General features: G+C 72.3%; 19 protein-coding genes. 2 read left to right on the top strand and 17 right to left on the bottom strand.

What is annotated here, in order from left to right:
• Window positions 1–19: 19 nt before the first annotated feature.
• The 6 genes from E5N76_RS14390 to E5N76_RS14365 form a co-directional block, all read right to left on the bottom strand.
• Window positions 20–493, bottom strand: a complete 474-nt coding sequence (locus E5N76_RS14390; RefSeq protein WP_149538005.1) for a hypothetical protein — start codon at window positions 491–493, stop codon at window positions 20–22.
• 108 nt (window positions 494–601) lie between these two features.
• Window positions 602–1,153 carry a cob(I)yrinic acid a,c-diamide adenosyltransferase gene (locus tag E5N76_RS14385; RefSeq protein WP_149538004.1) on the bottom strand — a complete coding sequence of 184 codons (552 nt, stop codon included), beginning with the start codon at window positions 1,151–1,153 and terminating at the stop codon, window positions 602–604.
• Between the two features lie 10 nt (window positions 1,154–1,163).
• Window positions 1,164–2,258, bottom strand: a complete 1,095-nt coding sequence (locus E5N76_RS14380) for an energy transducer TonB (protein WP_149538003.1) — start codon at window positions 2,256–2,258, stop codon at window positions 1,164–1,166.
• Complete coding sequence (locus tag E5N76_RS14375) at window positions 2,255–3,190, bottom strand: cation diffusion facilitator family transporter (RefSeq protein WP_149538002.1); 936 nt, start codon at window positions 3,188–3,190, stop codon at window positions 2,255–2,257. Before E5N76_RS14375 ends, E5N76_RS14380 begins: the two co-directional genes overlap by 4 nt.
• A 157-nt stretch (window positions 3,191–3,347) precedes the next feature.
• Entirely contained in the window at window positions 3,348–6,842 is a 3,495-nt protein-coding gene (metH, locus tag E5N76_RS14370) for a methionine synthase (RefSeq protein WP_149538001.1), read from the bottom strand.
• A gap of 74 nt (window positions 6,843–6,916) precedes the next feature.
• A complete protein-coding gene (locus E5N76_RS14365; RefSeq protein WP_149538130.1) occupies window positions 6,917–7,873 on the bottom strand; it encodes an ArsR/SmtB family transcription factor in 957 nt (318 codons plus the stop codon).
• 65 nt (window positions 7,874–7,938) lie between these two features.
• On the opposite strand from E5N76_RS14365, the gene E5N76_RS14360 reads away from it, so the two are divergent.
• The gene (locus tag E5N76_RS14360; protein WP_149538000.1) at window positions 7,939–8,298 is read left to right on the top strand and encodes a hypothetical protein; all 360 of its coding nucleotides are present in this window, start codon (window positions 7,939–7,941) and stop codon (window positions 8,296–8,298) included.
• Between the two features lie 215 nt (window positions 8,299–8,513).
• Here the strand turns inward: E5N76_RS14360 and E5N76_RS14355 are convergent, their stop codons facing one another.
• From E5N76_RS14355 to E5N76_RS14305, 11 genes are all read right to left on the bottom strand, one after another.
• The gene (locus tag E5N76_RS14355; RefSeq protein WP_149537999.1) at window positions 8,514–9,074 is read right to left on the bottom strand and encodes an HdeD family acid-resistance protein; all 561 of its coding nucleotides are present in this window, start codon (window positions 9,072–9,074) and stop codon (window positions 8,514–8,516) included.
• A gap of 139 nt (window positions 9,075–9,213) precedes the next feature.
• Window positions 9,214–9,753 (bottom strand): carboxymuconolactone decarboxylase family protein, encoded by a 540-nt coding sequence (locus E5N76_RS14350; RefSeq protein ID WP_149537998.1) that lies wholly within the window; start codon window positions 9,751–9,753, stop codon window positions 9,214–9,216.
• 166 nt (window positions 9,754–9,919) lie between these two features.
• The gene (locus E5N76_RS14345; protein ID WP_149537997.1) at window positions 9,920–10,663 is read right to left on the bottom strand and encodes an SDR family NAD(P)-dependent oxidoreductase; all 744 of its coding nucleotides are present in this window, start codon (window positions 10,661–10,663) and stop codon (window positions 9,920–9,922) included.
• Between the two features lie 5 nt (window positions 10,664–10,668).
• A complete protein-coding gene (locus E5N76_RS14340) occupies window positions 10,669–12,036 on the bottom strand; it encodes an FAD-binding oxidoreductase (RefSeq protein WP_207791980.1) in 1,368 nt (455 codons plus the stop codon).
• A gap of 347 nt (window positions 12,037–12,383) precedes the next feature.
• Window positions 12,384–13,460, bottom strand: a complete 1,077-nt coding sequence (hisC, locus tag E5N76_RS14335) for a histidinol-phosphate transaminase (protein WP_149537996.1) — start codon at window positions 13,458–13,460, stop codon at window positions 12,384–12,386.
• Between the two features lie 184 nt (window positions 13,461–13,644).
• Complete coding sequence (locus E5N76_RS14330) at window positions 13,645–15,126, bottom strand: UbiA family prenyltransferase (protein WP_187830171.1); 1,482 nt, start codon at window positions 15,124–15,126, stop codon at window positions 13,645–13,647.
• A 440-nt stretch (window positions 15,127–15,566) separates the two neighbouring features.
• Window positions 15,567–15,860 carry a hypothetical protein gene (locus tag E5N76_RS14325; RefSeq protein WP_149537994.1) on the bottom strand — a complete coding sequence of 98 codons (294 nt, stop codon included), beginning with the start codon at window positions 15,858–15,860 and terminating at the stop codon, window positions 15,567–15,569.
• A gap of 144 nt (window positions 15,861–16,004) precedes the next feature.
• The gene (locus tag E5N76_RS14320) at window positions 16,005–16,829 is read right to left on the bottom strand and encodes an ABC transporter permease (RefSeq protein WP_149537993.1); all 825 of its coding nucleotides are present in this window, start codon (window positions 16,827–16,829) and stop codon (window positions 16,005–16,007) included.
• On the bottom strand, window positions 16,826–17,599 hold the full coding sequence (locus E5N76_RS14315) for an ABC transporter ATP-binding protein (RefSeq protein WP_149537992.1): 774 nt from the start codon (window positions 17,597–17,599) through the stop codon (window positions 16,826–16,828). Before E5N76_RS14315 ends, E5N76_RS14320 begins: the two co-directional genes overlap by 4 nt.
• Before the next feature lie 246 nt (window positions 17,600–17,845).
• A complete protein-coding gene (locus E5N76_RS14310) occupies window positions 17,846–19,141 on the bottom strand; it encodes an amidase (RefSeq protein ID WP_149537991.1) in 1,296 nt (431 codons plus the stop codon).
• A 388-nt stretch (window positions 19,142–19,529) separates the two neighbouring features.
• The gene (locus tag E5N76_RS14305; RefSeq protein WP_187830170.1) at window positions 19,530–20,591 is read right to left on the bottom strand and encodes an AbrB family transcriptional regulator; all 1,062 of its coding nucleotides are present in this window, start codon (window positions 20,589–20,591) and stop codon (window positions 19,530–19,532) included.
• A 384-nt stretch (window positions 20,592–20,975) separates the two neighbouring features.
• On the opposite strand from E5N76_RS14305, the gene E5N76_RS14300 reads away from it, so the two are divergent.
• Window positions 20,976–21,515: a MarR family winged helix-turn-helix transcriptional regulator gene (locus E5N76_RS14300; protein WP_149537989.1), complete on the top strand. Its 540-nt coding sequence runs from the start codon at window positions 20,976–20,978 to the stop codon at window positions 21,513–21,515.
• The last annotated feature ends 131 nt before the right edge of the window (window positions 21,516–21,646 follow it).

Genomic DNA, 21,646 nt, shown 5'->3' with positions numbered 1-21,646 from the left:
CGGCGGGCTCCGGCGCGGCTCAGGCGGCGCGGTCGAGGATGCTGTCGATGTCGTCGAGGGCGCGGCCGAGCGTCGCCTGCATGGTCACCGGCACTTCCGGGTTGCGGTCGATCAGCGCGACGACCTTGTTGCCGGCGAGCAGCGCCCGCCAGGCGGCGGTGGCGCTGCGCACCGCCTTGGCGGCCTGGGCCCTGCCCTCCGCCGAGGCGGCGTCGAATTGCAGCAGCGCCCGCATGATGCCGACGCCTTCCCGCGCGCCGATGCCGTAGAGGCCGAGATCGGCGATGCGGTCGAGATCGGGATGGCCGTAGCCGCGCAGCGCCTTCGCCAGGGCGTCGATCTGGGCATCCACCGCCTCCTTCGCCTCCCGCCACACCGGCAGGGCGGGGCTGGCGGGCCCCGTCGGGGCGTTGGGCTGCGCCGACGCCCCGCCGGCCGGGCCTATGCCCAGCACGCGTCGAACCCATTCCGTCTGCGTGGTGTTTGCGGGCATGTCTCGCCCCTCCCCCCTCGATGGCGGAGGGATTTCTCGCGAACTGCCACCTGGGCGCAACATTTTTTACGCGGATCGGTTACGGCGCCGCCATCCGGCGGCAGGGAGTCAGCCGCCGGCGCCTGGCACCCAGACCACGTCACCCGCCCCCTTGCCGTTCAACCACCGCGACATGACGAACAAATGATCCGAAAGCCGGTTCAGATAGCGCACCGCTTCCGGCGTCACGGACTCCGCCGCCGCCAGCGCCACCACCTCGCGCTCCGCCCGTCGCGCCAGGGTACGGGCCAGGTGCGCCGCCGCGGCCGCCGGAGTGCCACCGGGCAGGACGAAGCTGCGGAGCGGCGGCAGCTCGGCGTTCATCGCCGCCAGCTCCTGCTCCAGCCGGGCGCAATGGGCGGTGGTGATGCGCAGCCCCCCCTCCCCCGGCCGGCAGAGATCGGCGCCGAGATCGAACAGGTCGTTCTGCAGCCGGGCCAGCATGGCATCCTCCGGCAGCCCCGCCATCTGCACCCGCAGCAGGCCGAGCGCCGCATTCGCCTCATCCACCGCGCCGATGGCGGCGATGCGCAGCGCATCCTTTCGTACCCTGGTGCCGTCGCCGAGCGAGGTCTCCCCGTCATCCCCGCCACGGGTCGTGATGACATCCAGCTTCACCATGCGTGCGATCCTATCGGCTGAGGCGGAAGGTGACGGCGGTGGTGACGTTGCTGGCCACCGGCACGCCATTGCGCCGGGCCGGGGCCCAGCGCCATTGCCGGAAATACTCCCGCGCCGCGCGGTCCAGCTCCGCCGAGCCGGAGCTGGTGAGCAGCTCCACCTCCGTCACCCCGCCCTGCGCATCGACATGCACCCGCACCCGGGTGGTGCCGGTCTCGTTGCGGCTGCGCGCGCCTTCCGGATAGCGCGGCTCCGGCGGGCGGGAGAGCGGCGTGGCGCCGGTGGTGGCGCCGAGGATCAGGGGGCTGCCGGGCAGGGTCTGCAGCGTGCCGAGCGGCGGGGCGGGGGGCCGGGTGGCGGGGGGCGGGGTCGCCCTGGCCACTTGCTGGCGCGGCGGCGCAGGGCGCGGCGGCGGGGGTGGCGGCGGGGGCAGCGGATCCTCGGCCGCCTCCGCCTGTTGCGGGGGCGGTGGTTCGGCGGGCGGCGCTTCGGCCATCAGGGGCGGCGGCTCGGGCGCGGCGTCAGGCGGCGAGGCCTCGGCCGGCGGCGGCGGCGGTGCGGCCTCCGGTGGCGGCGTCTCGGCGCGCGCTTCGGGCGGGGGTGGCGGCAGGCTCGCCTGGTCCGGCGCGGTGGCGGGCGGCAGCGGCGCGGGCGGCGGCCGGGCGGCGAGGCGGGGTGGCGGCACCTCCGGCGAGGGCGGGGGCGAGGCGAGCGGCGGCGGCAGCTCCGCCATCCGGGGCGGCGGCACGGCCGGGCTGGGCGGCGGCGGAAGCTGGGGCGGCGGCAGCGCGGCCTGGCGGGGCGGTGGCGGCGGCGGCGCGGCCTCCGGCGGGGCGGGCGGGGCGGCGACCTCCGCGGGGGGCGGCGGGGTCTCCGGCGCCATCGCCTCCTCCGGCGCCGCCAGGGACTCCTCCGCCGCCGGCTCGAACACCATGGCGAGCGCCTGCGTCTCCGCCGGCGCTGGCGGCGCCGCCCGGTCCAGCCAGAGCAGCACCGCCGCCAGCGCCCCGGCATGCAGGCTGGCGGAGAGCGCCGGCGCCCAGGGAACGAAGCGGCGCCGCCGGGGCGGCGCGGGGCGCGGGCCGGGCGCCGCCAGCCCGCTCACAGCACCGGCACCCCGTGATGCTTGGCCTTGCCCTCCGGCTCCACATGGATGGTGATGATCGCGCCCTCGATCTCCGCCTTCAGCGCGGCCTCGATCCGGTCGCAGATGTCATGCGCGGCATCCACCGTCATGCCGCCCGGCACCACCAGGTGGAATTGGATGAAGACCAGCCGCCCGGCATGGCGGGTGCGCAGATCATGCGCCTCCAGCGCGCCCGCCGCATGCGCGGAGACGGCGGCGCGGATGCGGCCGAGCAATTCCGCGTCCACCGCCTCATCCATCAGCCCGCTGACGGATTCCCGCACCAGCCGCCCGCCGGACCACAGGATGTTCAGCGCTGTCAGCGCCGCCAGCAGCGGGTCCAGCCAGAGCAGCCCGGTGAGCGCCACCCCGGCGACGCCCAGCAGCACGCCGAGCGAGGTGACGACATCCGCCATCAGATGCTTGCCATCCGCCAGCAGGGCGGGGGAGCGCGCCTGCCGTCCCTCGCGGAACAACAGCCTGGCCCAGAGGAAATTGCACAGCGTGGCCACGGCGGAGACGGCCAGGCCCAGCGGCGCATGCTCCGGCGCGCGCGGCGCGAGGAAGACCATCCAGGCCTCGTGCAGGATGACCAGAGCGGCGACGACGATCAGCGCCCCCTCCAGCACGGCGGAGATGTACTCGGCCTTGGTGTGGCCATAGGGATGGTTGGCATCGGGCGGCACTGCGGCCAGCCGCACCGCCAGCAGCGCGGCGAGGGCAGCGGCGACGTTCACCACGCTCTCCAGCGCATCGGCGAAGAGGGCGACGCTGCCGGTGAGCCACCAGGCGCCCAGCTTCAGCCCCAGCACGGCCAGGGCAATTCCGAGGCTGCCGGTGGCGATGCGCATGGTGCGGGACAGGGAGGCGGGCGGCAGGGCTGCGGCTCCGGGCGACGGCTGGGGGTTCATGCCCCGGGGCACGGGGTGGGGGCAAGGGGGGCTTTGCCCGCCCTCGCACTCCCCCCAAGAAGGGCTCCCATTGACGATGCAAAGCATCGTCAATGGGTCCCCGTAAGGCCGAAGGGCCTTTGGAACCTGAGTTTGGCTGCCGTCCGACGGCCGCCCGCTAGACGGAGAAGTATTTCGCGCGCGGGTGGTGCAACACGATGGCGCTGGTGGATTGCTCCGGGTGGAGCTGCCATTCGTCGCTGATGGAAACGCCGATCCGTTCGGCGCCGAGCAGCTTCAGCAAGGGCACCTGATCCTCCAGCCGCGGGCAGGCGGGATAGCCGAAGGAGTAGCGGCCGCCGCGATAGCCCTGCTGCAACATGCGGTCCATGTCGCGGTCATCCTCCGCGGCGAAGCCCCACTCGGCACGGATGCGCTTGTGCACATATTCCGCCATGGCCTCGGCCATCTCCACGGAAAGGCCGTGGAGGTAGAGGTAATCCTGGTAGCGATTGCCCTCGAACCATTCCCGCGCCACGTCGCTGGCCTTCTGGCCGACGGTGACGACCTGCAGCCCGATCACGTCGCGCGCCTGCGGGCCGTCGCCGATGTCGCGGACGAAATCGGCGATGCACTCGCCATCCTGCTTCGGCTGGCGCGGCAGGGTGAAGCGGCAGGCCTCGGTCTCGCCGTCTGCCTCGAACAGGATCAGGTCGTTCCCCTGGCCGGCGCACTTCCAGTAGCCGTAGATCGCCTGCGGCTTGAGGATGTCCTGCGCCTCCGTCAGCGCCAGCATGCGCTTCAGCACCGGCCGCAGCTCCTGCTTCGCCCAGCCGAGGAAATCCTCCAGCGAGCGGCCCTGCTTCCGGAAGCCCCATTGGAATTGGTAGAGGCTGCGCTCGTTGATGAAGGGGATGATGGCCTTCGGCGCTGCCTCGATGACGCGCGGCCCCCAGAAGGGCGGGTCAGGGATCGGCTCGGCGGCGGTCAGGCGCCGGCGGCGCTCCGCGGCATAGCCCAGCTCCACCGGCGCGAAGCCGCGCGGATCGGCCTGGCCCAGGGTGCGGCCTTCGTTGCGGGACTTGCCCTGGCGCTTCGACTGCACGGCGGCGAGGTAGTCGTCGAAGCCGTTGCCGGTCACCTTGTCCATCAGGTGCAGCCCGTCGAAGGCGTCCCGCGCATAGGCGACCCGTCCGCTGGCATAGGCGCGGACGCAATCATCTTCCACGTAGTTGCGCGTCAGCGCCGCGCCGCCCAGCAGCACCGGCACTTCCAGGCCGATGCGGCTCATCTCCTCCAGATTCTCGCGCATGACCACGGTGGATTTCACCAGCAATCCGCTCATGCCGATGGCATGCGCCCGGTGCTCCTTCGCCGCCGCGATCATCTCGGCCACCGGCACCTTGATGCCGAGATTGACCACGCGATAGCCGTTGTTCGTCAGGATGATATCGACCAGGTTCTTGCCGATGTCATGCACATCGCCCTTCACCGTGGCGAGGACGATGGTGCCCTTCTCCTGCCCCTCCACCTTCTCCATGAAGGGTTCCAGATAGGCGACGGCGGATTTCATCGTCTCGGCGGATTGCAGCACGAAGGGAAGCTGCATCTTGCCGGCGCCGAACAGTTCGCCCACCACCTTCATTCCATCCAGCAGGATGTCGTTGATGATCGAGAGCGGTGTGATGCCCTTGTCGAGGGCCGCCTGCAATTCCTCGTTCAGCCCCTTGCGGTCGCCATCGACGATGCGGTCGCGCAGGCGCTCCTCCACCGTCTCGGCCTTCTGCTTGGCGGCGGCATCGGCGGCCTTGCGGCCGGCGAAGAGCTCCAGCATGCGCTGGAGCGGGTCGTAGCCCTCGGCGCGGCGGTCGAAGATCAGGTCTTCGGCGACTTTCACCTCCTCCTCCGGGATCAGGTGCAGCGGCTTGATCTTGGAGACATGCACGATGGCGCCGGTCATGCCGGCCTTCACGGCGTGATCGAGGAAGACGCTGTTCAGCACGTGCCGCGCGGCGGGGTTCAATCCGAAGGAGATGTTGGAGAGGCCAAGGATGATCTGGATGTCCGGGAATGCCTCCCGGATCATGCGGATGCCCTCCAGCGTCCAGAGGCCGAGCTTCCGGTCGTCCTCATTGCCGGTGGCGATGGTGAAGGTCAGCGGGTCAATCATCAGATCGCTCTGCGGCAGGCCGTGCTTGTCGCAGGCGAATTCCACCAGCCGCTTCGCGATGCGGAGCTTGTCCTCCGCGGTCTTCGCCATGCCGACCTCGTCGATGGTCAGGGCGATGACGGCGGCGCCGAATTTCTTCGCCAGCACCATGCGGTCCGTCGCATGGCCCTCGCCATCCTCGAAATTGATCGAGTTGATGATCGGCTTGCCGCCATGCAGCTTCAGCGCGGCCTCGATCACCGGCGTCTCGGTGCTGTCGATCACCAGCGGCGCGTTGACGCTGCTGGTGAAGCGCTTCACCACCTCGTTCATTTCGGCCATCTCGTCGCGGCCGACGAAGGCGGTGCAGATGTCGAGGCTGTTCGACCCCTCCCCCACCTGCTCGCGGCCCATGGCGACGCAGCCATCCCAGTCATGCGCCGCCTGGCGCTCCCGCCAGGCCTTGCTGCCATTGGCGTTGCAGCGCTCGCCGATGGAGAAATAGGCATTCTCCTGCCGCAGCGACACGGCGCCGTAGAGCGAGGCGACCGAGGGCACCCAATGATATTTCCGCGCCACCGGCGCCGGCCGCCAGGGATCGAATTTCCGCAACATGGCGTCCAGCGCCGCGATGTGGGGCGTGGAGGTGCCGCAGCAGCCGCCGATCAGGTTCACCCCATCCTCGCGGACGAAGCGTTCCATCCAGCTCGCCATCTCCTCCGGGCGGAGCGGGTAATGCGTCCTGCCATCCACCAGCTCCGGCAGGCCGGCATTGGGCTGCACGCTGATGAAGCCCGGCCAGTTCTGGCTCAGCCAGCGCACATGCTCTGCCATCTCCTGCGGGCCGGTGGCGCAATTCAGCCCCATCAGCGGCACGTCCAGCGCATGCGTCACCGTGGCGGCCGCGGCAATGTCCGGCCCGACCAGCAGCGTGCCGGTGGTCTCCACCGTCACCTGCACCAGGATCGGCAATTGCTTGCCGGTCTGCCGCAGCGCCGCCTTGGCGGCATTCACGGCCGCCTTGATGAACAGCGTGTCCTGGTTGGTCTCGGTCAGCAGCGCATCCACGCCGCCGGCGATCAGCCCGCGGCATTGTTCTTCGAGCGCCGCCTGCAGCGCGTCATAGGCGATGTGCCCGAGGCTCGGCAGCTTCGTCCCCGGCCCGATATCGCCGATCACCCAGCGGTCGCGGCCATCGGCGAAACTCTCCGCCGCCTCCCGCGCCAGCTCCCCCGCCAGCTTGTTGATCTCGAAGGCGCGGCTTTCCAGCTCGAACTCGCCCAGCGTGACCGGGGAACCGCCAAAGCTGTTGGTCAGCACCATATCGGCGCCGGCCGCGTAATAGCCGCGATGGATTTCCCGCACGAGGTCGGGGCGGGAGAGGTTCAGCACCTCGGTGCAATTCTCCTTGCCCCAATAGTCCTTGTCGATGTCGAGGGTCAGCGCCTGCACCCGGCTGCCCATGCCGCCATCGCAGAGCAGCACGCGGTCACGCAGGGCATCCAGCAAAGGGGGACGGGGCATCTGGCAGAATCTTCCGAATCAACAGGGTGAACGCCGCGGGCGCGGCATCAGAAGGTCAGCGCCGCGGGCGCGCATCAGAAGGTCAGCGCCGCGGGCGCGGCGACCAGCCCGGGCAGCCGCCGCGCCGGCCAGAGCCGGACGGCGAGCGGGCCAGCAAGCGTGACGGGCGCCAGCGCGGCGCAGCCGGCGCCGCCGAACCAGCCGGCCAGCGCCGCATCGTCGAAGCCCGGCCAGCGATGCGCCTGGGCGGTCAGCAGCTCCGCCCGCTCATGGGCGGCGAGGTCGGTGACGATCAGCAGCCCCTCCGGCCGCAGCACCCGCGCCGCCTCGGCCAGCGCCGCGGCCGGGTCCTCGGCGTAATGCAGCACCATCTGCAGGGCCACCACGTCGAAGCCGCCATCCGGCAGGGGCAGCCGGTACATATCGGCCTGGCGCACCGTGCAATGGCCGGCCAGGCCCCGCTCCGCCAGCCGCGCCCGGGCCAGGGCCAGCATGTCCCGGCTGGCATCGACGCCCACCGCCTGCCGTGCCCGGTCCGCCACCAGCTCCAGCAGCCGGCCGGTGCCGGTGCCGATATCGAGGAAGCGCGGAATGGCGGCCGGCAGCAGCGCCAGGAAAGCCTGCTCGATCGCCTCGGCCGGCAGGCCGAGGGCGCGGATCTCATCCCAATCGGCGCCGTCGCGGCGGAAGGCCTCCGAAGCGACACGGGCGCGCTCGGCGGCCAGCCGCACCGCGGCGCGGCGATCGGCGGCCAGCAGCGGATCATCCTCCGGCAGCCGGGCGAGGACCAGCCGCACCAGCTCCGCCCCTGGGCCGGGGGGAAGCTGGAAATAGGCATTGGCACCTTCCGGCACGCGCTCCAGCAACCCCGCCTCCACCAGCAGCTTCAGGTGGCGGGAGAGGCGGGGCTGGGACTGCCCCAGCACCGTACAGAGATCGGACACGCAGAAGGCGCCGCGGGCGCAGAGGGCCAGCAGGCGCAACCGGGTCGGTTCGGCGGCGGCGCGGAGTTGCGCCAGCAATTCATCCATGGGGCTGGCTATCACATAAAGACATCCTTATGTCTAGGATGAAGTCCTTCCCGAGGGGTAAATGCATGGCCTGGGCCCTGGATGCGCGCATCCCGGTCGTCACCGTGGCGGCGCCGGCGGCGCTGGCAGAGGCGCTGGCGGGCGGCCGGGCCGCGCTGCTGGCCGCCACCCCCTGCCCCGGCAGCGCGGCCGTGGCGGTGGAGGGCTTCGCGGCGGCCGAGCCTCATAGCCCCGGCTGCGCCTGTTGCCAGGGGCGCTCCCCCGCCGCGGTGGCGCTGGACCGGCTGTTCCAGGCCCGGGTGCGCGGCCGGGTGGGCTGGTTCGACCATGTGGTGGCCTGGGCGCCCGACGAAGCCGCGCAAGCCGCGGTGCGCGCGGCGCTGGCACTGGACCCGCTGACCAAGGCGCGGTTCCGGGCTGAATAATGGGGGCTTTGCCCCCATGCCCCCATCAGAGGGCGCCGCCCTCTGCACTCCGCCGGGGCCAGGACCTGGCCCCGGACCCCGGTCTGAGTTTCAGAACCGACGACGCAACCAGCTAGAGCGGTTTCACGCTGACTGTGCAGGGCGAAACCGCTCTGGCTTATGGATTGTAGAGCAGAGTCACGCCTCCGGGCGATGCCGCCCTCCGGCGATCTGCTCTAGCCCTTCGCCCCGCGCAGGCGGAAGGCGGCGACCAGCAGCAGGGCGCCGAAGGCGATGGCATAGCCGGCGGCCCACCAGGTCAGCACCACCGCACCCATCACCGGCGCCAGGGCCAGCAGCACGCCCCAGACCACGGACACCACGCCGCCCAGCGCCAGCCAGCCCCGCCCGGGCCGTTGCCGCATCCTCCAGGCGGCGGCGACCATCAGCCCGCCGGTCGCCAGCGCCCAGGCCGCCGTCACCAGCACGAAACCCAGCACGGCGCCCACCGGGAAGGCCAGGGCCAGCACACCCATGGCGATGGTCAGCACGCCCTCCGCCATCAGCAGCCCGCGCCGGCCCGGGCTGCGCGCCGCGGCCACCAGCCCCAGCACGCCATCCACCACCAGCCAGGCGCCGAACAGCAGGGCCAGGGACAGCAGCACCGCCCCCGGCGCCAGCAGCGCCAGGATGCCGAAGAGAATGGCGCAGACGCCGCGCAGCGCCACCGCCCACCAGCGATGCGCCAGCGCCTCCTCCAGATGCTCGGGGAACGGGGAATAGCCGGTGGACGACATGGAACCTCCTTCAGGCTGCCGCCGGATAAGGGCCTGGGGATACGCAGAAGTTCCCCGGCGCCTGAACCGGCCTGGCGACACCCCTACCCCACCCGCCGCCCCGCTTCCTTGATGCAGCGCAGGGCGGCGCCGGCCGCGCTCAGCCGGTGGCGAGCGCCTCCTCCTCGATCCGCAGCGCGTCGTTGAAGCGGTTGAAGAAGCCGCACAGGGTGATGCGCAGCGTCAGCTCGACGATCTGCGCCTCGGAGAATTGCGCCCGCAGCCGGGCGAAGAGCGCCTCCGGGATGCGGTTGGAATGTTCCCAGGCGGCGATGGCGTATTCCACCACCAGCCTGTCCACCGCATCCAGCTCCGGGTGGGCGGCGTAGTCCAGCAGCCGCTCGGCGCCCTCGCGGCTGACCCCCTCCACTTCCAGGAAGGGGGCGTGATGGGCCACGCAGTAATGGCAGGCATTGAGCAGGGAGACGGTGACGATCGCCAATTCCAGGTAGCGCTTGGGCAGGGTCTTCGCCTCGCGCAGCTCCATCAGCATGGGCATCAGATGGTGCAGCGCCGCGGGCACATGGGCGATGACCGCCACCTGGTTGGCGAAAGGTCCGTATTCGCCGGCGAAGCGGCGATAGATGGCGGCGAGATCGGGCGGCAGCTCCTCGGGCGGAATGTCGCGGACACGGGCCATGCGGGTCTCTCCTCGCTGTGCCGGCCGAGCCTCGCACCTGCCGCCGTCAGGCGCCATGCCGAAGCCGGCGCCGCCGTTGCGCTGCCGCGGCTTTGCCGTGGCAGCCTGTGCGAGGCCAGGCGTCACGGGCGACTCTCCGGGGGCCCACGGCGCCGTGGGGAAAGAATCAAAAATCCAGCCGGTTGAAGATGCGGCGCGGCAGCAGGCGGATGATGGTCATCACCGGCCACCAGATCGGCGGCACATAGGCCTCCCCGCCCCCCTTTGCCGCCCGGCGCCAGATGGCCCGCGCCATGGCGGCGGGCTGGGCCATGAAGGGCAGCTTCGGCAGGGCCCAGGTCATGGCGGTATCCGCCGGACCGGCCTTCACGCACAGCACCTCCACCCCCTCCCCCGCCAGCCGCGCCGCATAGCCCTGCAGGAAGGTGGCCAGCGCCGCCTTGCTGGCGCCGTAGAGATGGTTGCGCTTCCGCCCCCGGTCGCCGGCGACCGAGCCCAGCGCCACCACCCGCCCCGCCTTCCGCGCCGCCAGGATGGGCGCGAAGGCGCCGAGCAGCGCCGCCGGCCCGGTCACGTTCACCGCCCACATCGCGGCGGCCAGGCGGGGGTCGGCCTCCGCCGCCGCCTGGTCCGGCATGGCGCCGGCAGCGAGGAAGAGGTTCAGCACCCCCGGCGCCCGCTCGGCGCAGGCGGCGGCGAAGCCGGGCTGGGCGGCCAGCTCCGCCGCATCCCAGGCCAGGGGCGTCGCCGCCACGCCGTGGCGCAGCCGCAGATCGGCGGCCAGGGCTTCCAGATCCGGCATGTCCCGCCCCGCCAGCAGCAGCGCGGCGCCATGGGATGCAGCCTCCTGCGCGAAGGCGCGGGCAATGGCCGAGGAGGCGCCGAGGATCAGCCAGGTCTCTGCCGCCATGCCGCTCACCCGAGGCCGAGCCGGCGCGACAGGCCGGAGGAGAAGGCGCCATCCGGGTCCACCCGCGCGCGCACCGCCTGGAATTCCGGCGCCTCAGGGTACATGGCGGCGAAACCCTGGGGCGAGAGCCAGGCATCCTTCGCCAGATAGACCCGCCCCCCCGCCTCCACCGTGATGCGCTCCAGCGCGGCGAAAAGCGCGGCGCTGCCGGGGCGGGCGGGGATGTCGAGCGCCAGGGAATAGCCCGGCCGGGCGAAGGAAAGCATGCCCACCCCCTCCCGCCCCATCGCCTTCAGCACGGCGAGGAAGGAGGCATTGCCCCCTGCCGCGATGGTCTCCAGCAGGCGGCGCAGCGCCGGCTCGCCCTCCCTGAAGGGCAGCACGCATTGGAATTGGTGGAAGCCGCCGCGGCCGTAGAGCCGGTTCCAGTCCAGGATGGCATCCAGCGGGTAGAGGAAGCGCTCATAGGCGACGCGCTCCTCCCCGGCCAGGGCGGGGGCGCGGCGCCAGTACAGCTCGTTGAAGGCGGCGATGCTGAGGCGGTTCAGCGCGAAGCCCGGCAGGTCGAAGGGCAGGCGGCGGGGTTTCGCCGGGCGGTCCGGCAGGCCCTCCGGGCTCGGCCCGGCCACTTCCAGCACGCCGCGGCCGAGCTCGGCGCCCTGGGCCAGGGCGTCGATCCAGCCCACCGCATAGGGGGCGGCGGCATTCGCCTCGAAGCCGGCCAGGAAGGCGTCGAGGTCGGGCACGCGCTGGCGCCGCACCAGCAGGGCGTTGGAGGGCACCGGCTCCAGCCGCAGGCAGATGGCGGTCAGGATGCCGGTGAGGCCGAGCCCGCCGATGGTGGCGCGGAACAAGGCGGGGTCGCTCTCCGGCGTGACCCGGCTGGTGCTGCCATCCGCCAGCAGCAGGTCGAACCAGGCGATGTGCTCGCCGATGCTGCCAGCGAGATGCTGGTTCTTGCCGTGCACGTCATGCGCCACGGCGCCGCCCAGGGTGACGAAGGCGGTGCCGGGCGAGGCCGGCGCCAGGAAGCCGCGCGGCAGGAAGATGCGCAGCAGATCGGCGAAGGTGACGCCGGGCTCGGCCAGCAGCAACCCGCTGGCGGGGTCGAAGGCCAGCAGCCGGTTCAGCCGCTCCGTCAGCACCACCGCACCGCCGGGGTTGAGGCAGGCATCGCCATAGGAACGGCCGGCGCCGCGCGGCAGCAGGGCGCGGCCGCCCGGCGCGGCCAGGGCGGCCTGCAATTCGCGCAGCCTTTCCGGGCGGGCGGCGAGGCAGGGTGCCGCCGCCATCCGCCCCCAGCTTTGCAGGGCGAGCGGCTTCCACAGCTCCGGCCGGGGGGCCGGGCCGGGTTTCGGCGGTTCGACGGCCACGCTCAAGCCGCGTCCCGCCCCATCGGTCGGTCCCGGCGCGTCTCATCCCCCGGCATGCACAACCCCCACCCATTTCCAGCGCCAAAGACGCCGACCGGCGAAAGACGTTCCGTCCCGGCGCGCAAATCATGCGCCCGGCGGTGCCGAGCGAACGAAAGGCGAAGGCGCTTTCGGCCAGCCGGGCGGGAACGGTGCCTTGCCGGCGGGGTCGCGCGGGCTCGCCCCTGGCCCGGAGCCTTGCGCGACCGGCATGCCGCGCCTGCTGCTCGAGGGTGATCGGCTGAGGTCGGATCGACCGGAACCGTGATCGTGCAACCGGACAAGGAGCGGGACCGGGTGCACGACGCTCAACCGCCCCCGCTCCGGATCCGCAGGATATCCGCCGCCGCCGCGACCAGCCGCCGGACCTCGTCTGCCGTGCCGACGGTAATACGAAGATAGGGTGCCGCGCGCTGCGCACCGAAATGCCGGACCAGGACCGCGCGATCCCGCAGCGCCGCCGCGAATTCCGGCCCGCCAAGCGCCGGATGCCGGGCGAAGATGAAATTCGCGCTCGATGGCAGCACGGCGAAGCCGAGCCCGACCAGCGCTTGCGTCATTGCCTCCCGGCCCGCGACGACCTTGGCGCAGCTTGCGCGGAAATAGGCCTCGTCGCGCACCGACGCCGTCGCGCCTGCCTGGGCGATGCGGCCGAGCGGGTAGGAATTGAAGCTGTCCTTGACGCGGCGCAGCGCTTCGATCAGCCCGGCATCGCCGAGCGCATAGCCGACGCGCAGGCCGGCCAGGGCGCGCGACTTCGACATCGTCTGCACGACCAGCAGGTTCGGATGGTCGGCGATCAGCGGAACCGCGCTCTCGCCGCCGAAATCGACATAGGCCTCGTCGATCAGCACCGGGATGCCGGGATGCTCCGCGAGCAGCCGGGCGATCTCCTGCCGCGGCAGCGCGATTCCGGTGGGTGCGTTGGGGTTGGCGATCACGATCGATCCCGCCGGGCGGCGATAGTCCTCGATCCTGATGCGCATCGCACCGTCCAGCGGCACGGTTTCCCAGGCGAGGCCGAACATGCCCGCCCATACGGGGTAGAAGCCATAGGTGACGTCCGGGAACAGCAATGGCGCCGGCTGCTGCAGGAGTGCGGCGAAGGCGTGGGCGAGCACCTCGTCCGACCCGTTGCCGACGAATACCTGTTCCGGCCTCACGCCATGATGGGCGGCGAGCGCCTCGCGCAGCTCCGTCGCCTCCGGATCGGGGTAGAGCCGCAGGCTGTCGGCCGCGGCGGCACACATCGCGTCCAGGGCGAGCGGCGACGGGCCGAACGGGCTTTCGTTGGTGTTGAGCTTCACCAGCTCGCCGCGGCGCGGCTGCTCGCCGGGCACATAGGGCGAGAGCCCGCGCGCGAGGCGGCTCCAGAACGGGTTCATCAGCGGCAGCCCCGGCCATGTGACGGTGCCGAAGCTAGAGCAAACGCCGATCAGGTGGAATCACCTGACCGGAGCAATTTACACGCCCAAACAAAGACCTGCAGCATTCCCCGCCGGCCCCTCGATGGAGGGGGGATGCTGTCGCGCGAAGCCCCGCCCGACCGGTGGCCGCCCCGGCGAGGAGCTACAGCGCCAGCAGCAGCGCCGCCGCGATGCCCGCCCCCAGCAGCCAGCTCCAGCGGTCGCGCAGCGCGAACACCACCGGGTCCTCCCGCAGCTTCTTCCGATGCGCCAGCAGCCAGATGCGCGCCAGCCACACCGCCAGCAGCGGCGGCGCCACATAGAGCAACCCCGGCCGCCCATAAAGCCGCGAAGGCTGCACCTCATCCGCCACATAGAGCAGCATGATCTGCAAGGCGGCCATGGCCGAGGCGGCGCCGAAGGCCAGGCTCAGCGGCCAGTCATCCGCCTCCCAGCCGCGCCGGCTGAGGGCGCCGGGCGGCCCGTCCCGCGCCTCCATCAGCTCGCCATGGCGCTTGGCCAGGGCCAGGGAGAGAAAGAAGAAGCCGGCAAACCCCATCAGCCAGGGCGAATAGGGCACCTCCGCCAGCTCCACCCCGAGGGCCAGGCGCAGGGTGAACAGCCCGGCGATGACCAGCGTGTCCAGCAGCGGCACCCGCTTCAGCCGCGCCGAATAGGCCAGCGAGACGGCGATATAGGCCAGCCCCCCCAGCAGCATCGGCAGGCCCAGCAGCGCTGCCCCGCCCAGGCCGAGCAGCAGCAGCAGCCCCGCCCCGGCCAGGGCATGCAGCGGCCGGATGCGCCCGGCGGCGATCGGCCGCGCCCGCTTCGCCCGGTGCGCCCGGTCCGAGGGCAGATCCGCCAAATCGTTCAGCAGATAGGTGCCGGAGGCGATCAGCCCGAGCGCCATGATGCCGCCGAGGCAGGCCAGCAGCGCGGCTATGTCGTCGAAGCGGTGCGCCAGCAGCAGCGGCACCAGCAGCAGCGCGTTCTTCGTCCACTGATGCAGCCGCATCGCCCGCAGCCAATCCGCGAGGCGGGTCGGCTCGGCCGGGAATTCCGCCAGGGGGGACGGGTGCAGGCGCCGCGCCGCATCGGCGACATCCGCAGGCGCCGCCACCAGCACGATCTCCTGCGCCGCGGCGAAGACCGGCATGTCGAGCCGGCTGTCCCCGGCATAGGCGAAGCCCTCGGGAAAGCGCCGGCAGAGGAAATCCGCCTTGTTCCGGCCGCCGAGATTGCGCCCGCCATCGCTTCCCGTTGCGCTTTCGAACAGGCCGAGCTGCCGCGCCACGGCATCCGCCACGCTTTGATCAGCGGCGGTGACGAGATGCAGCTCCCGCCCCGCCGCCCGCTGCGCCCGCAGCCATTCGACGAACCCCCAGCGCAAGGGCAGCGCGCCGGGCTGGCAGGGGGAGATGCGGCTCACCTCCCGCTTGAAGACGGCGCGGCCGCGCGGCAGGGCGGCCAGCACGCCCGGCAGGGCCCAGAACTGGCGGAACAGCGCCGCCACCAACCCCTCATGCAGCGTATCGGTCGCCAGCAGCGTGCCGTCCAGATCCACTGCCAGGGGCAGCGGCCGGGCCGGGCGTGGCGGTGCGAGATCCTGCTGTCGCTGCCCGGTCGCCGCTGCCGTCTCCGTCATGCCTCGGGGGTTCCTTCCGCCATTGCGCCGGGAGAAGGGCATGGCCCTCGGCCGGAAAGGCCGGCGCCAGGCCGCGCCCCGCCGCCGGCCGGCGGGACCGGAAAGAGCAGCGCCGCAGGACGCCGCGGGTTCGCCGGAACGGGGTGGAAAGCGGCTGCCGGGGGGCTGCGGGCGGGGGTAGTGGCGTCGGGCCGGGCGACGGCCGGTGGCCGCCAGCCGGCGGCCGGCCGGCGGCAGTGCCGTGCCGGGCGTTCATCTGGCGTGGGCGTATCGGCGCGCCGCGGTTCCGGCGGCGCCAGATGCAGCCGCCGATATCCGTCGTCCGGCCGCGGCTCCCTGGAGCGGGATTGGTTGAGCTGCGCTCACCCATCCCGCTCGGGCTCCATTGTTGGGTCGCGTGATTCACGGTTTCGGTCGATTCGACCTCAACCGATCACGCTCTAACCGCCCAGCAGGGCGCTGGCGATGGCGGCCCATTCCGCCTCCAGCGGCCCGGCCGGGCGGCGGCGCCCGGCGCGGCGGTACCAGTAATCGGCATTCGCCAGATCGCCCTCCCGCCGGTGCAGCAGCGCATGGACCCAGGCGCTGTCGGCATCCTCGCCGGCTTGCGCGGCTTCATGCGCCGCGTGCCAGTCGCCCCTGGCGTCCCACCACAGCGCCCGCAGGGCCGGGGTAAGGCCCGGGGGCGGCGCGGCATCGGTTTCGGCGCTTCGGCGCAGGGCGGCGGCATCCATGCGGGCCAGCCTGCGCCGCGGCGCCCCGCCGGGGCAAGCCCCGTCCCGCCTGGCGCCAACGGCCTGACAGGTGTGGCCCCGGCGCAACCCCGCATCCCGTTGCCGCTGGCCGCTCCCCGCCCGCGCCGGCACCCGCGCAGGCGCCTATCGCCTTTCCCCCCTGCCCAGCGCGCTTTCATGCCAGCGCCGCAACAGCAGATGGGAGATCAGGCTGAGCATCAGGAAGATCGCGATGCCCGTCGCCGAGACCAGCACCAGCGCCGCGAACATGCGGGGGATCTGCAATTGAAATCCCGCCTCCAGGATGCGGTAGGCGAGGCCCGAGGCATTCCCCCCCGTCCCCGCCACGAATTCCGCGACGATGGCGCCGATCAGCGCCAGCCCGCCGGAGATGCGCAGCCCGGCGAGGAAAAAAGGCATCGCCGTCGGCAGCCTGAGCCGCCACAACACCTGCCAGCGGCTGGCGCGATACAGCCGGAACAGATCCAGCAGGTTGTGGTCCGTGCTGTTCAGCCCGACCGTGGTGTTGGAGAGGATGGGGAAGAAGGCGACGATCCAGGCGCAGATCAGCAGGGAGAGCGTGATGTCGTCCACCCAGATGATGATGAGCGGCGCGATGGCGACGATCGGCGTCACCTGCAGGATGACGGCATAGGGAAACAGCGACAGCTCCACCACCCGCGACTGGGCGAAGAGCACCGCCAGCATCAGGCCCAGCGCGGCGGCGACCAGCAAGGCGAGGGCGGTGATCTTCAGCGTGACGAGGAGCGAGGCGCTGAGCGGCGCCCAGTCCCGCACCAGCGTCTCGGCGATCAGCACCGGGCCGGGCAGGACATAGGGCGGGATGCCCTTCCAGCGGGTGATGCCCTCCCACAGGCCGAGCACCGCCAGCCCGATGGCGAGCGGCGCCAGCAGCCGGGTCCAGCCCTCCGCCGTCAGGCCGAGGCGCGGCGGCCCTTCCTCCGTCATGCCGCGCGCGCCGCCATCGCGGCTTCCAGCGCCAGGGACACCTCCCGGCAATGCGCGGCATAGGCGGCGGAGGTGCGGAAGACCTCGCCGCGGGGGTAGGGTTCCTCGATGGCGAGATCGGCGGTGATGCGGCCGGGACGCGCCGCCATCACCGCGATGCGGCGGGCCAGGTAGACGCTCTCGAACACCGAATGGGTGACGAAGACCACGGTGAAGCGCGCCGCCTGCCAGAGGTCCAGCAGGTCGTTGTTCAGGCGGAAGCGGGTGATCTCATCGAGGGCGGCGAAGGGTTCGTCCATCAGCAGCAGGCGTGGCTTCGTCACCAGGGCGCGGGCGATGGAGACGCGCATGCGCATGCCGCCTGAAAGGGCGCGGGGATAGGCGCGCTCGAAGCTCTTCAGCTCGACGCGGGCGAGCATCTCGGCGGCGCGGGCCTCGGCCTCGCGGCGCGGAATGCCGGCGAGTTCCAGGGGCAGGGCGACATTGGCCAGGGCGGTGGCCCAGGGCATCAGCGTGGGCTCCTGGAAGACGAAGCCGATGTCGCGGGCGCCGGGCGGGCCGCCGGGCCAGGCGATGCGGCCCTGGCTGGGGACGGTGAGGCCGGCGATCATGCGCAGCAGGGTGGATTTGCCGCAGCCGGAAGGGCCGAGCAGGGCCAGGAACTCCCCCGCGCCGATGGCGAGGGAGACGTCGCGCAGGGCCAGCGTGCCGGTGAGGTAGCGCTTGGCGACGCCGGAGAGCGTCACCAGCGAAGGTTCGCCTGCTTGCATGTGCGGAACGCTGCACGAGAGTTGAGAGGGTGTCGAGGGAGGGCGCTGCCCTCCCTCGAGCTCCCACCCGCAAAGGGCCGAAGGGCCCTTTGAACCCTTGAGTCCGGACCCGTCGGTCGAAGCGCAAAACTCATGGTTTCCAAAGGCCCTTCGGCCTTTGGCGGGGGAGAGCCCGAGAGGGGGCGGCGCCCCCTCTCGGCACCAACGCCACCCGCTTCTAGCGGCCCGAACTTCGCGGGCAGGACACTAGCCGGCGAAGTCCGGATCGATCACCGGCGCCGCCAGCGCCGCCACATCCAGCAGCGCCGCGTCGCCGAAGCGCGGGCCGACGATCTGCACCCCCACCGGCAGCCCGTTCGGCCCGGTGGTGCAGGGGATGCCCACGCAAGGCACATGCAGCAGCGTCCACATGCTGTTGAACACCGGGTTCCCGGTATCCTGCCGGCCGAGCGGCGCCTCGCCCACCGCCGCCGGCGTCAGCACCGCATCGAAGCCGGGGAAGAGCGCGTCGAACAGCTTCCGGCATTCCGCCGCCAGGTCATAGGCGGCGGCCTGGCGCGCCGCGGTGATGCCGGCGAAATTCTCGACGCGGTCGCGGAAATCCGCATGCAGCCGGGCGTGATCCGCCAGATATTCCTGCAGGAAGGCGCCGCGCCCCTCGCCCAGCAGCACCACGCGCTGGGCTTCCGTCACCCCCTCGAAGGGCTGCGGCAATTGCAGCTCCTCCACCGCCGCCCCCGCCTGCTCCAGCCGCTGCCCGGCCAGCAGCAGCGCCGCCTGGGATTCCGGCGCCGCCAGATGCCAATTCGGGCCGCGGCAGAGGGCGATGCGGAGCTGCTTCACCCCCTTGCCCAGATTCCGGTCCAGGTCGAACAGCCGGAAGGCCTCGGCCAGCAGCCGCAGATCGGCCGGGCAGCGGCCATACCAGCCGATGGTGTCCAGCGTGTGGGAATAGCGCTTGGCGCCTTCCGTGTTCACCACGCCGTGGGTCGGCTTCATCGCATAGACGCCGCAGAAGCTGCCGGGGCGGATGGTGCTGCCGCCGGTCTGGGTGCCGAAGGCCAGCGGCACCATGCCATCCGCCACGGCGGCGGCGGAGCCGGAGGAGGAGCCGCCCGGCGTCCGCGCCGGATCATGCGGGTTGCGCGTCATCGCCCGGCGGCCGGCGGCGGCGAATTCCACCGTATCGGTCTTGCCGAGGATCACCGCCCCCTCGCCGCGCGCGATGCCGACGCAGGCGGCGTCCCGCCCCTGCCGCAGCCCCTGGTAGATCGGCGAGTTGTAGGTGGTGGGCATGTCGGCGGTCTCGATCATGTCCTTCACGCCGATCGGCAGCCCGTGCAGCACGCCGCGGAGATCCGCCTTGTCCGCCTCCCGCGCCTTCGCGACCGCGGCGACCGGGTCCAGGAAGGTCCAGGCCTTCACCACGGGCTCGCGCGCGGCGATGCGCTCCAGGCAGGAGCGCAGCAGGGCCTCCGCCGTCAGGCTGCCCTCCCGCAGCTTCGCGCGCGCCGCCGAGGCGGTGAGTTGCCAAGGTTCCATCCACGATCGCTCCTCAGCCGCGCACCCAGGCCCGGGTGGCGGGTTCCTCGACTCCATCGGCGACGCGCGGCCTGGCCGCGGCGGCGCCAGCTCTGGCATGCGGGGGCGCTGCGCTGCGGTCAATCCTTCGCGGGTCGTGCCATGGGCGGGCCTTGCCGGGTGCGGCCTGTCCGCCGCCCCGCGGAAGGGCGAAGGCCCTGCGGGACGCGCGGGCCGGCGGGCGGAACCAGCATCCGTACGGCCGTCACCGCGCCCATCGCCGGGCCTGCAGCCTCCCGCGCCGACCCACGCCTTCCGCTGCCCTGCCGCGGCAGGCTGTGCGACACCTCAGGCCCCCAGCGAATCCGGCGCCCCCATGGCGTTGCGCAGCAACGTCATGGGGAGAGAGTCACTCCCCGGGCGCCGCCGCATCCCCAGGGCGGTGATGCAGCAGGCGGAAGACCGGCGGCGTCAGCAGCGCCACCAGGAAAATCCGCACCACATGCAGGCTGACCACCAGCGCCACATCCAGCCCCAGCGTCTTGGCCGTCAGGCTCATCTCCGCCACGCCGCCCGGCGCGGTGCCCAGCAGCAGCGCCCCCGGCGGCTTGCCCAGCATCGCCGCCAGCAGCAGCGCCACCAGCGCGCAGCCTGCCATCAGCAGCACCACATGCAGCAGCGCCGCCGGCAGGAAATGCCGCACCCGGCCGAACACCCCGCGGGTGAAGGCGCTGCCGAGCTGGGCGCCGAGGAAGACCTGCGCCCCGGCGGACAGCCAGGTGGGAACGCCGGAGAGCACATGGCCGGAGGCGGTGAGCAGGGCGCCGAAGGCCAGCGGCCCCAGCAGCCACCCCGCCTTCAGCCCCAGCCGCGTCAGCCCCAGCCCAGCCAGCGCGCCGGCGGCGTAGAAGAGGATAAAGCCCGGCAGGCTGAAGGGCAGGCTGGCGGCGATGGCCGGATGGTCGCCATGCAGGCCGAGCGCCGCCATGATGTTCGGCATCAGGATGACGACGCCGCAGACCCGGAAGAGCTGCGCCACGGCGACCGGCACCGGCCGCCCGCCATAGCCCTCCGCCAGCATCGCCATATCCGCGGCACCGCCGGGGATGGAGGCGAACCAGGCGGTGGCCATGTCCACCCGCCCGAGTCGCGCCAGCACCAGGGCCAGCGCCCCGCCCACCATCAGCGTAGCCAGCGCCGCCACCACCAGCAGCGGCAGGTTGGCCAGCATCACCGCCGCCGTCGCCGGGGTGAAGTACAGCCCGAGGGCCAGCCCGACCACGCCCATGGCGTAATTCCGGGCGAGGCGGGAGGCCTCGGCCGGCAGCCCCGCCATCCGCGCCACCGCTACCGCCACCAGCGCGCCGACCAGCCAGGGCAGCGGCAGGTGCAGCCAGGCGAAAAGGGCGCCGCCCAGGGCGCCGATGCCGGTGCCGAGCAGCAGCCGGACCGGGTAGGGAAAAGATGACAAATCGTGATTACCCGAAATGGACGGGGGCCTGATCCTGGGACCAGCTTTGCGCCCGGGTAAAGCCCCCCAGGCGCGGCCGCGATGCCCATGGGCTCGGTGCAGGCATCGCCCCGGGGCGCATCGGCTGCGGCTCCCGCCCTGCGTGCGGCCCGGCCGGGCCGCAGCTGGCCGGGCCGGGGGCCATAGCCCGGGCGGCGGGCGGGGCGATGCCCGCCAGGGCCTTCATCATATTCCGCCGATGCCGGACCATCGCCCGATCCCCTGAAGCTGATCGGGGAAAGCAATCCGCGTGCCGTGCTCCGCCGGGGCAGAGGCGGGCCTGGCCCCTTGCCATCCGCGACCGTAAATATTTAAGCTCCTGAACGACTGCCCACGGAACGGTCCATGCCCACCCATATCAGCCGCCCCGCCCTCCGCCCGGGCGGGTCGGACCGCGAATTCCGCGTCTTCATCCACGCGCTGCTGGCCTTCGCCGCCCGGCTGGAGGCCATCCGCAGCGGCTTCGCCGCCCGGCTCGGCCTGCCCGGCGCGGCCTATACGGTGCTGATCGCCATCGCCCATCTGGAGGCGGAGGACGTCGCCCCCGGCATTTCCGCCCTGGCCGCCCATCTGCACGTCTCCCCCGCCTTCGCCACCATGGAGGTGGACCGGCTGCACCGGCTGGGTCTGGTGGAAAAGGGCAGACATCCGGGGGATGGCAGGCGGGTGGTGCTGTCGCTCAGCGCGCGGGGCCGCGCCGCGCTGGCCGAGCAGGTGCCGGTGCAGCTTCTGGTGAACGATACCTTCTTCGCCGGGCTGACCGGCCCTGCCTTCCGCCGCCTGTCCAGGCTGCTGCCGCGGCTGGTGGCGGACGGGGATGCCGCGCTGACCCTGCTGCGGGCGCAGCCGGGACAGGCCCCGCCCCGCCGCCGCGCGGAGGCCTGAAGCGGGGCTCCCTGGCGGCCCCCGGTAGGTGTTTTGGGCCCGTAGGGCACCTGCCGACTCGCACCGGCGTCCCGGAGAGGTCCCCTCCCCGGCGGGGGCAGCGCCTCCTGCCGGGGCCCGAGGGCGGAGCC

Origin of the sequence: Siccirubricoccus phaeus, assembly GCF_008360935.1 — a bacterium.
GTDB classification, from domain to species: Bacteria; Pseudomonadota; Alphaproteobacteria; order Acetobacterales; family Acetobacteraceae; genus Siccirubricoccus; species Siccirubricoccus phaeus.
This window is presented reverse-complemented; position numbering and strand designations above follow the sequence as displayed.

Excerpts from the sequence above, each read along its gene's own strand:
- E5N76_RS14390 (WP_149538005.1), bottom strand. The coding sequence starts at position 493 with ATGCCCGCAAACACCACGCAGACGGAATGGGTTCGACGCGTGCTGGGC.
- E5N76_RS14385 (WP_149538004.1), bottom strand. The coding sequence starts at position 1,153 with ATGGTGAAGCTGGATGTCATCACGACCCGTGGCGGGGATGACGGGGAG.
- E5N76_RS14375 (WP_149538002.1), bottom strand. The coding sequence starts at position 3,190 with ATGAACCCCCAGCCGTCGCCCGGAGCCGCAGCCCTGCCGCCCGCCTCC.
- metH (WP_149538001.1), bottom strand. The coding sequence starts at position 6,842 with ATGCCCCGTCCCCCTTTGCTGGATGCCCTGCGTGACCGCGTGCTGCTC.
- E5N76_RS14365 (WP_149538130.1), bottom strand. The coding sequence starts at position 7,873 with ATGGATGAATTGCTGGCGCAACTCCGCGCCGCCGCCGAACCGACCCGG.
- E5N76_RS14360 (WP_149538000.1), top strand. The coding sequence starts at position 7,939 with ATGGCCTGGGCCCTGGATGCGCGCATCCCGGTCGTCACCGTGGCGGCG.
- E5N76_RS14355 (WP_149537999.1), bottom strand. The coding sequence starts at position 9,074 with ATGTCGTCCACCGGCTATTCCCCGTTCCCCGAGCATCTGGAGGAGGCG.
- E5N76_RS14350 (WP_149537998.1), bottom strand. The coding sequence starts at position 9,753 with ATGGCCCGTGTCCGCGACATTCCGCCCGAGGAGCTGCCGCCCGATCTC.
- E5N76_RS14345 (WP_149537997.1), bottom strand. The coding sequence starts at position 10,663 with ATGGCGGCAGAGACCTGGCTGATCCTCGGCGCCTCCTCGGCCATTGCC.
- hisC (WP_149537996.1), bottom strand. The coding sequence starts at position 13,460 with ATGAACCCGTTCTGGAGCCGCCTCGCGCGCGGGCTCTCGCCCTATGTG.
- E5N76_RS14330 (WP_187830171.1), bottom strand. The coding sequence starts at position 15,126 with ATGACGGAGACGGCAGCGGCGACCGGGCAGCGACAGCAGGATCTCGCA.
- E5N76_RS14325 (WP_149537994.1), bottom strand. The coding sequence starts at position 15,860 with ATGGATGCCGCCGCCCTGCGCCGAAGCGCCGAAACCGATGCCGCGCCG.
- E5N76_RS14320 (WP_149537993.1), bottom strand. The coding sequence starts at position 16,829 with ATGACGGAGGAAGGGCCGCCGCGCCTCGGCCTGACGGCGGAGGGCTGG.
- E5N76_RS14315 (WP_149537992.1), bottom strand. The coding sequence starts at position 17,599 with ATGCAAGCAGGCGAACCTTCGCTGGTGACGCTCTCCGGCGTCGCCAAG.
- E5N76_RS14310 (WP_149537991.1), bottom strand. The coding sequence starts at position 19,141 with ATGGAACCTTGGCAACTCACCGCCTCGGCGGCGCGCGCGAAGCTGCGG.
- E5N76_RS14300 (WP_149537989.1), top strand. The coding sequence starts at position 20,976 with ATGCCCACCCATATCAGCCGCCCCGCCCTCCGCCCGGGCGGGTCGGAC.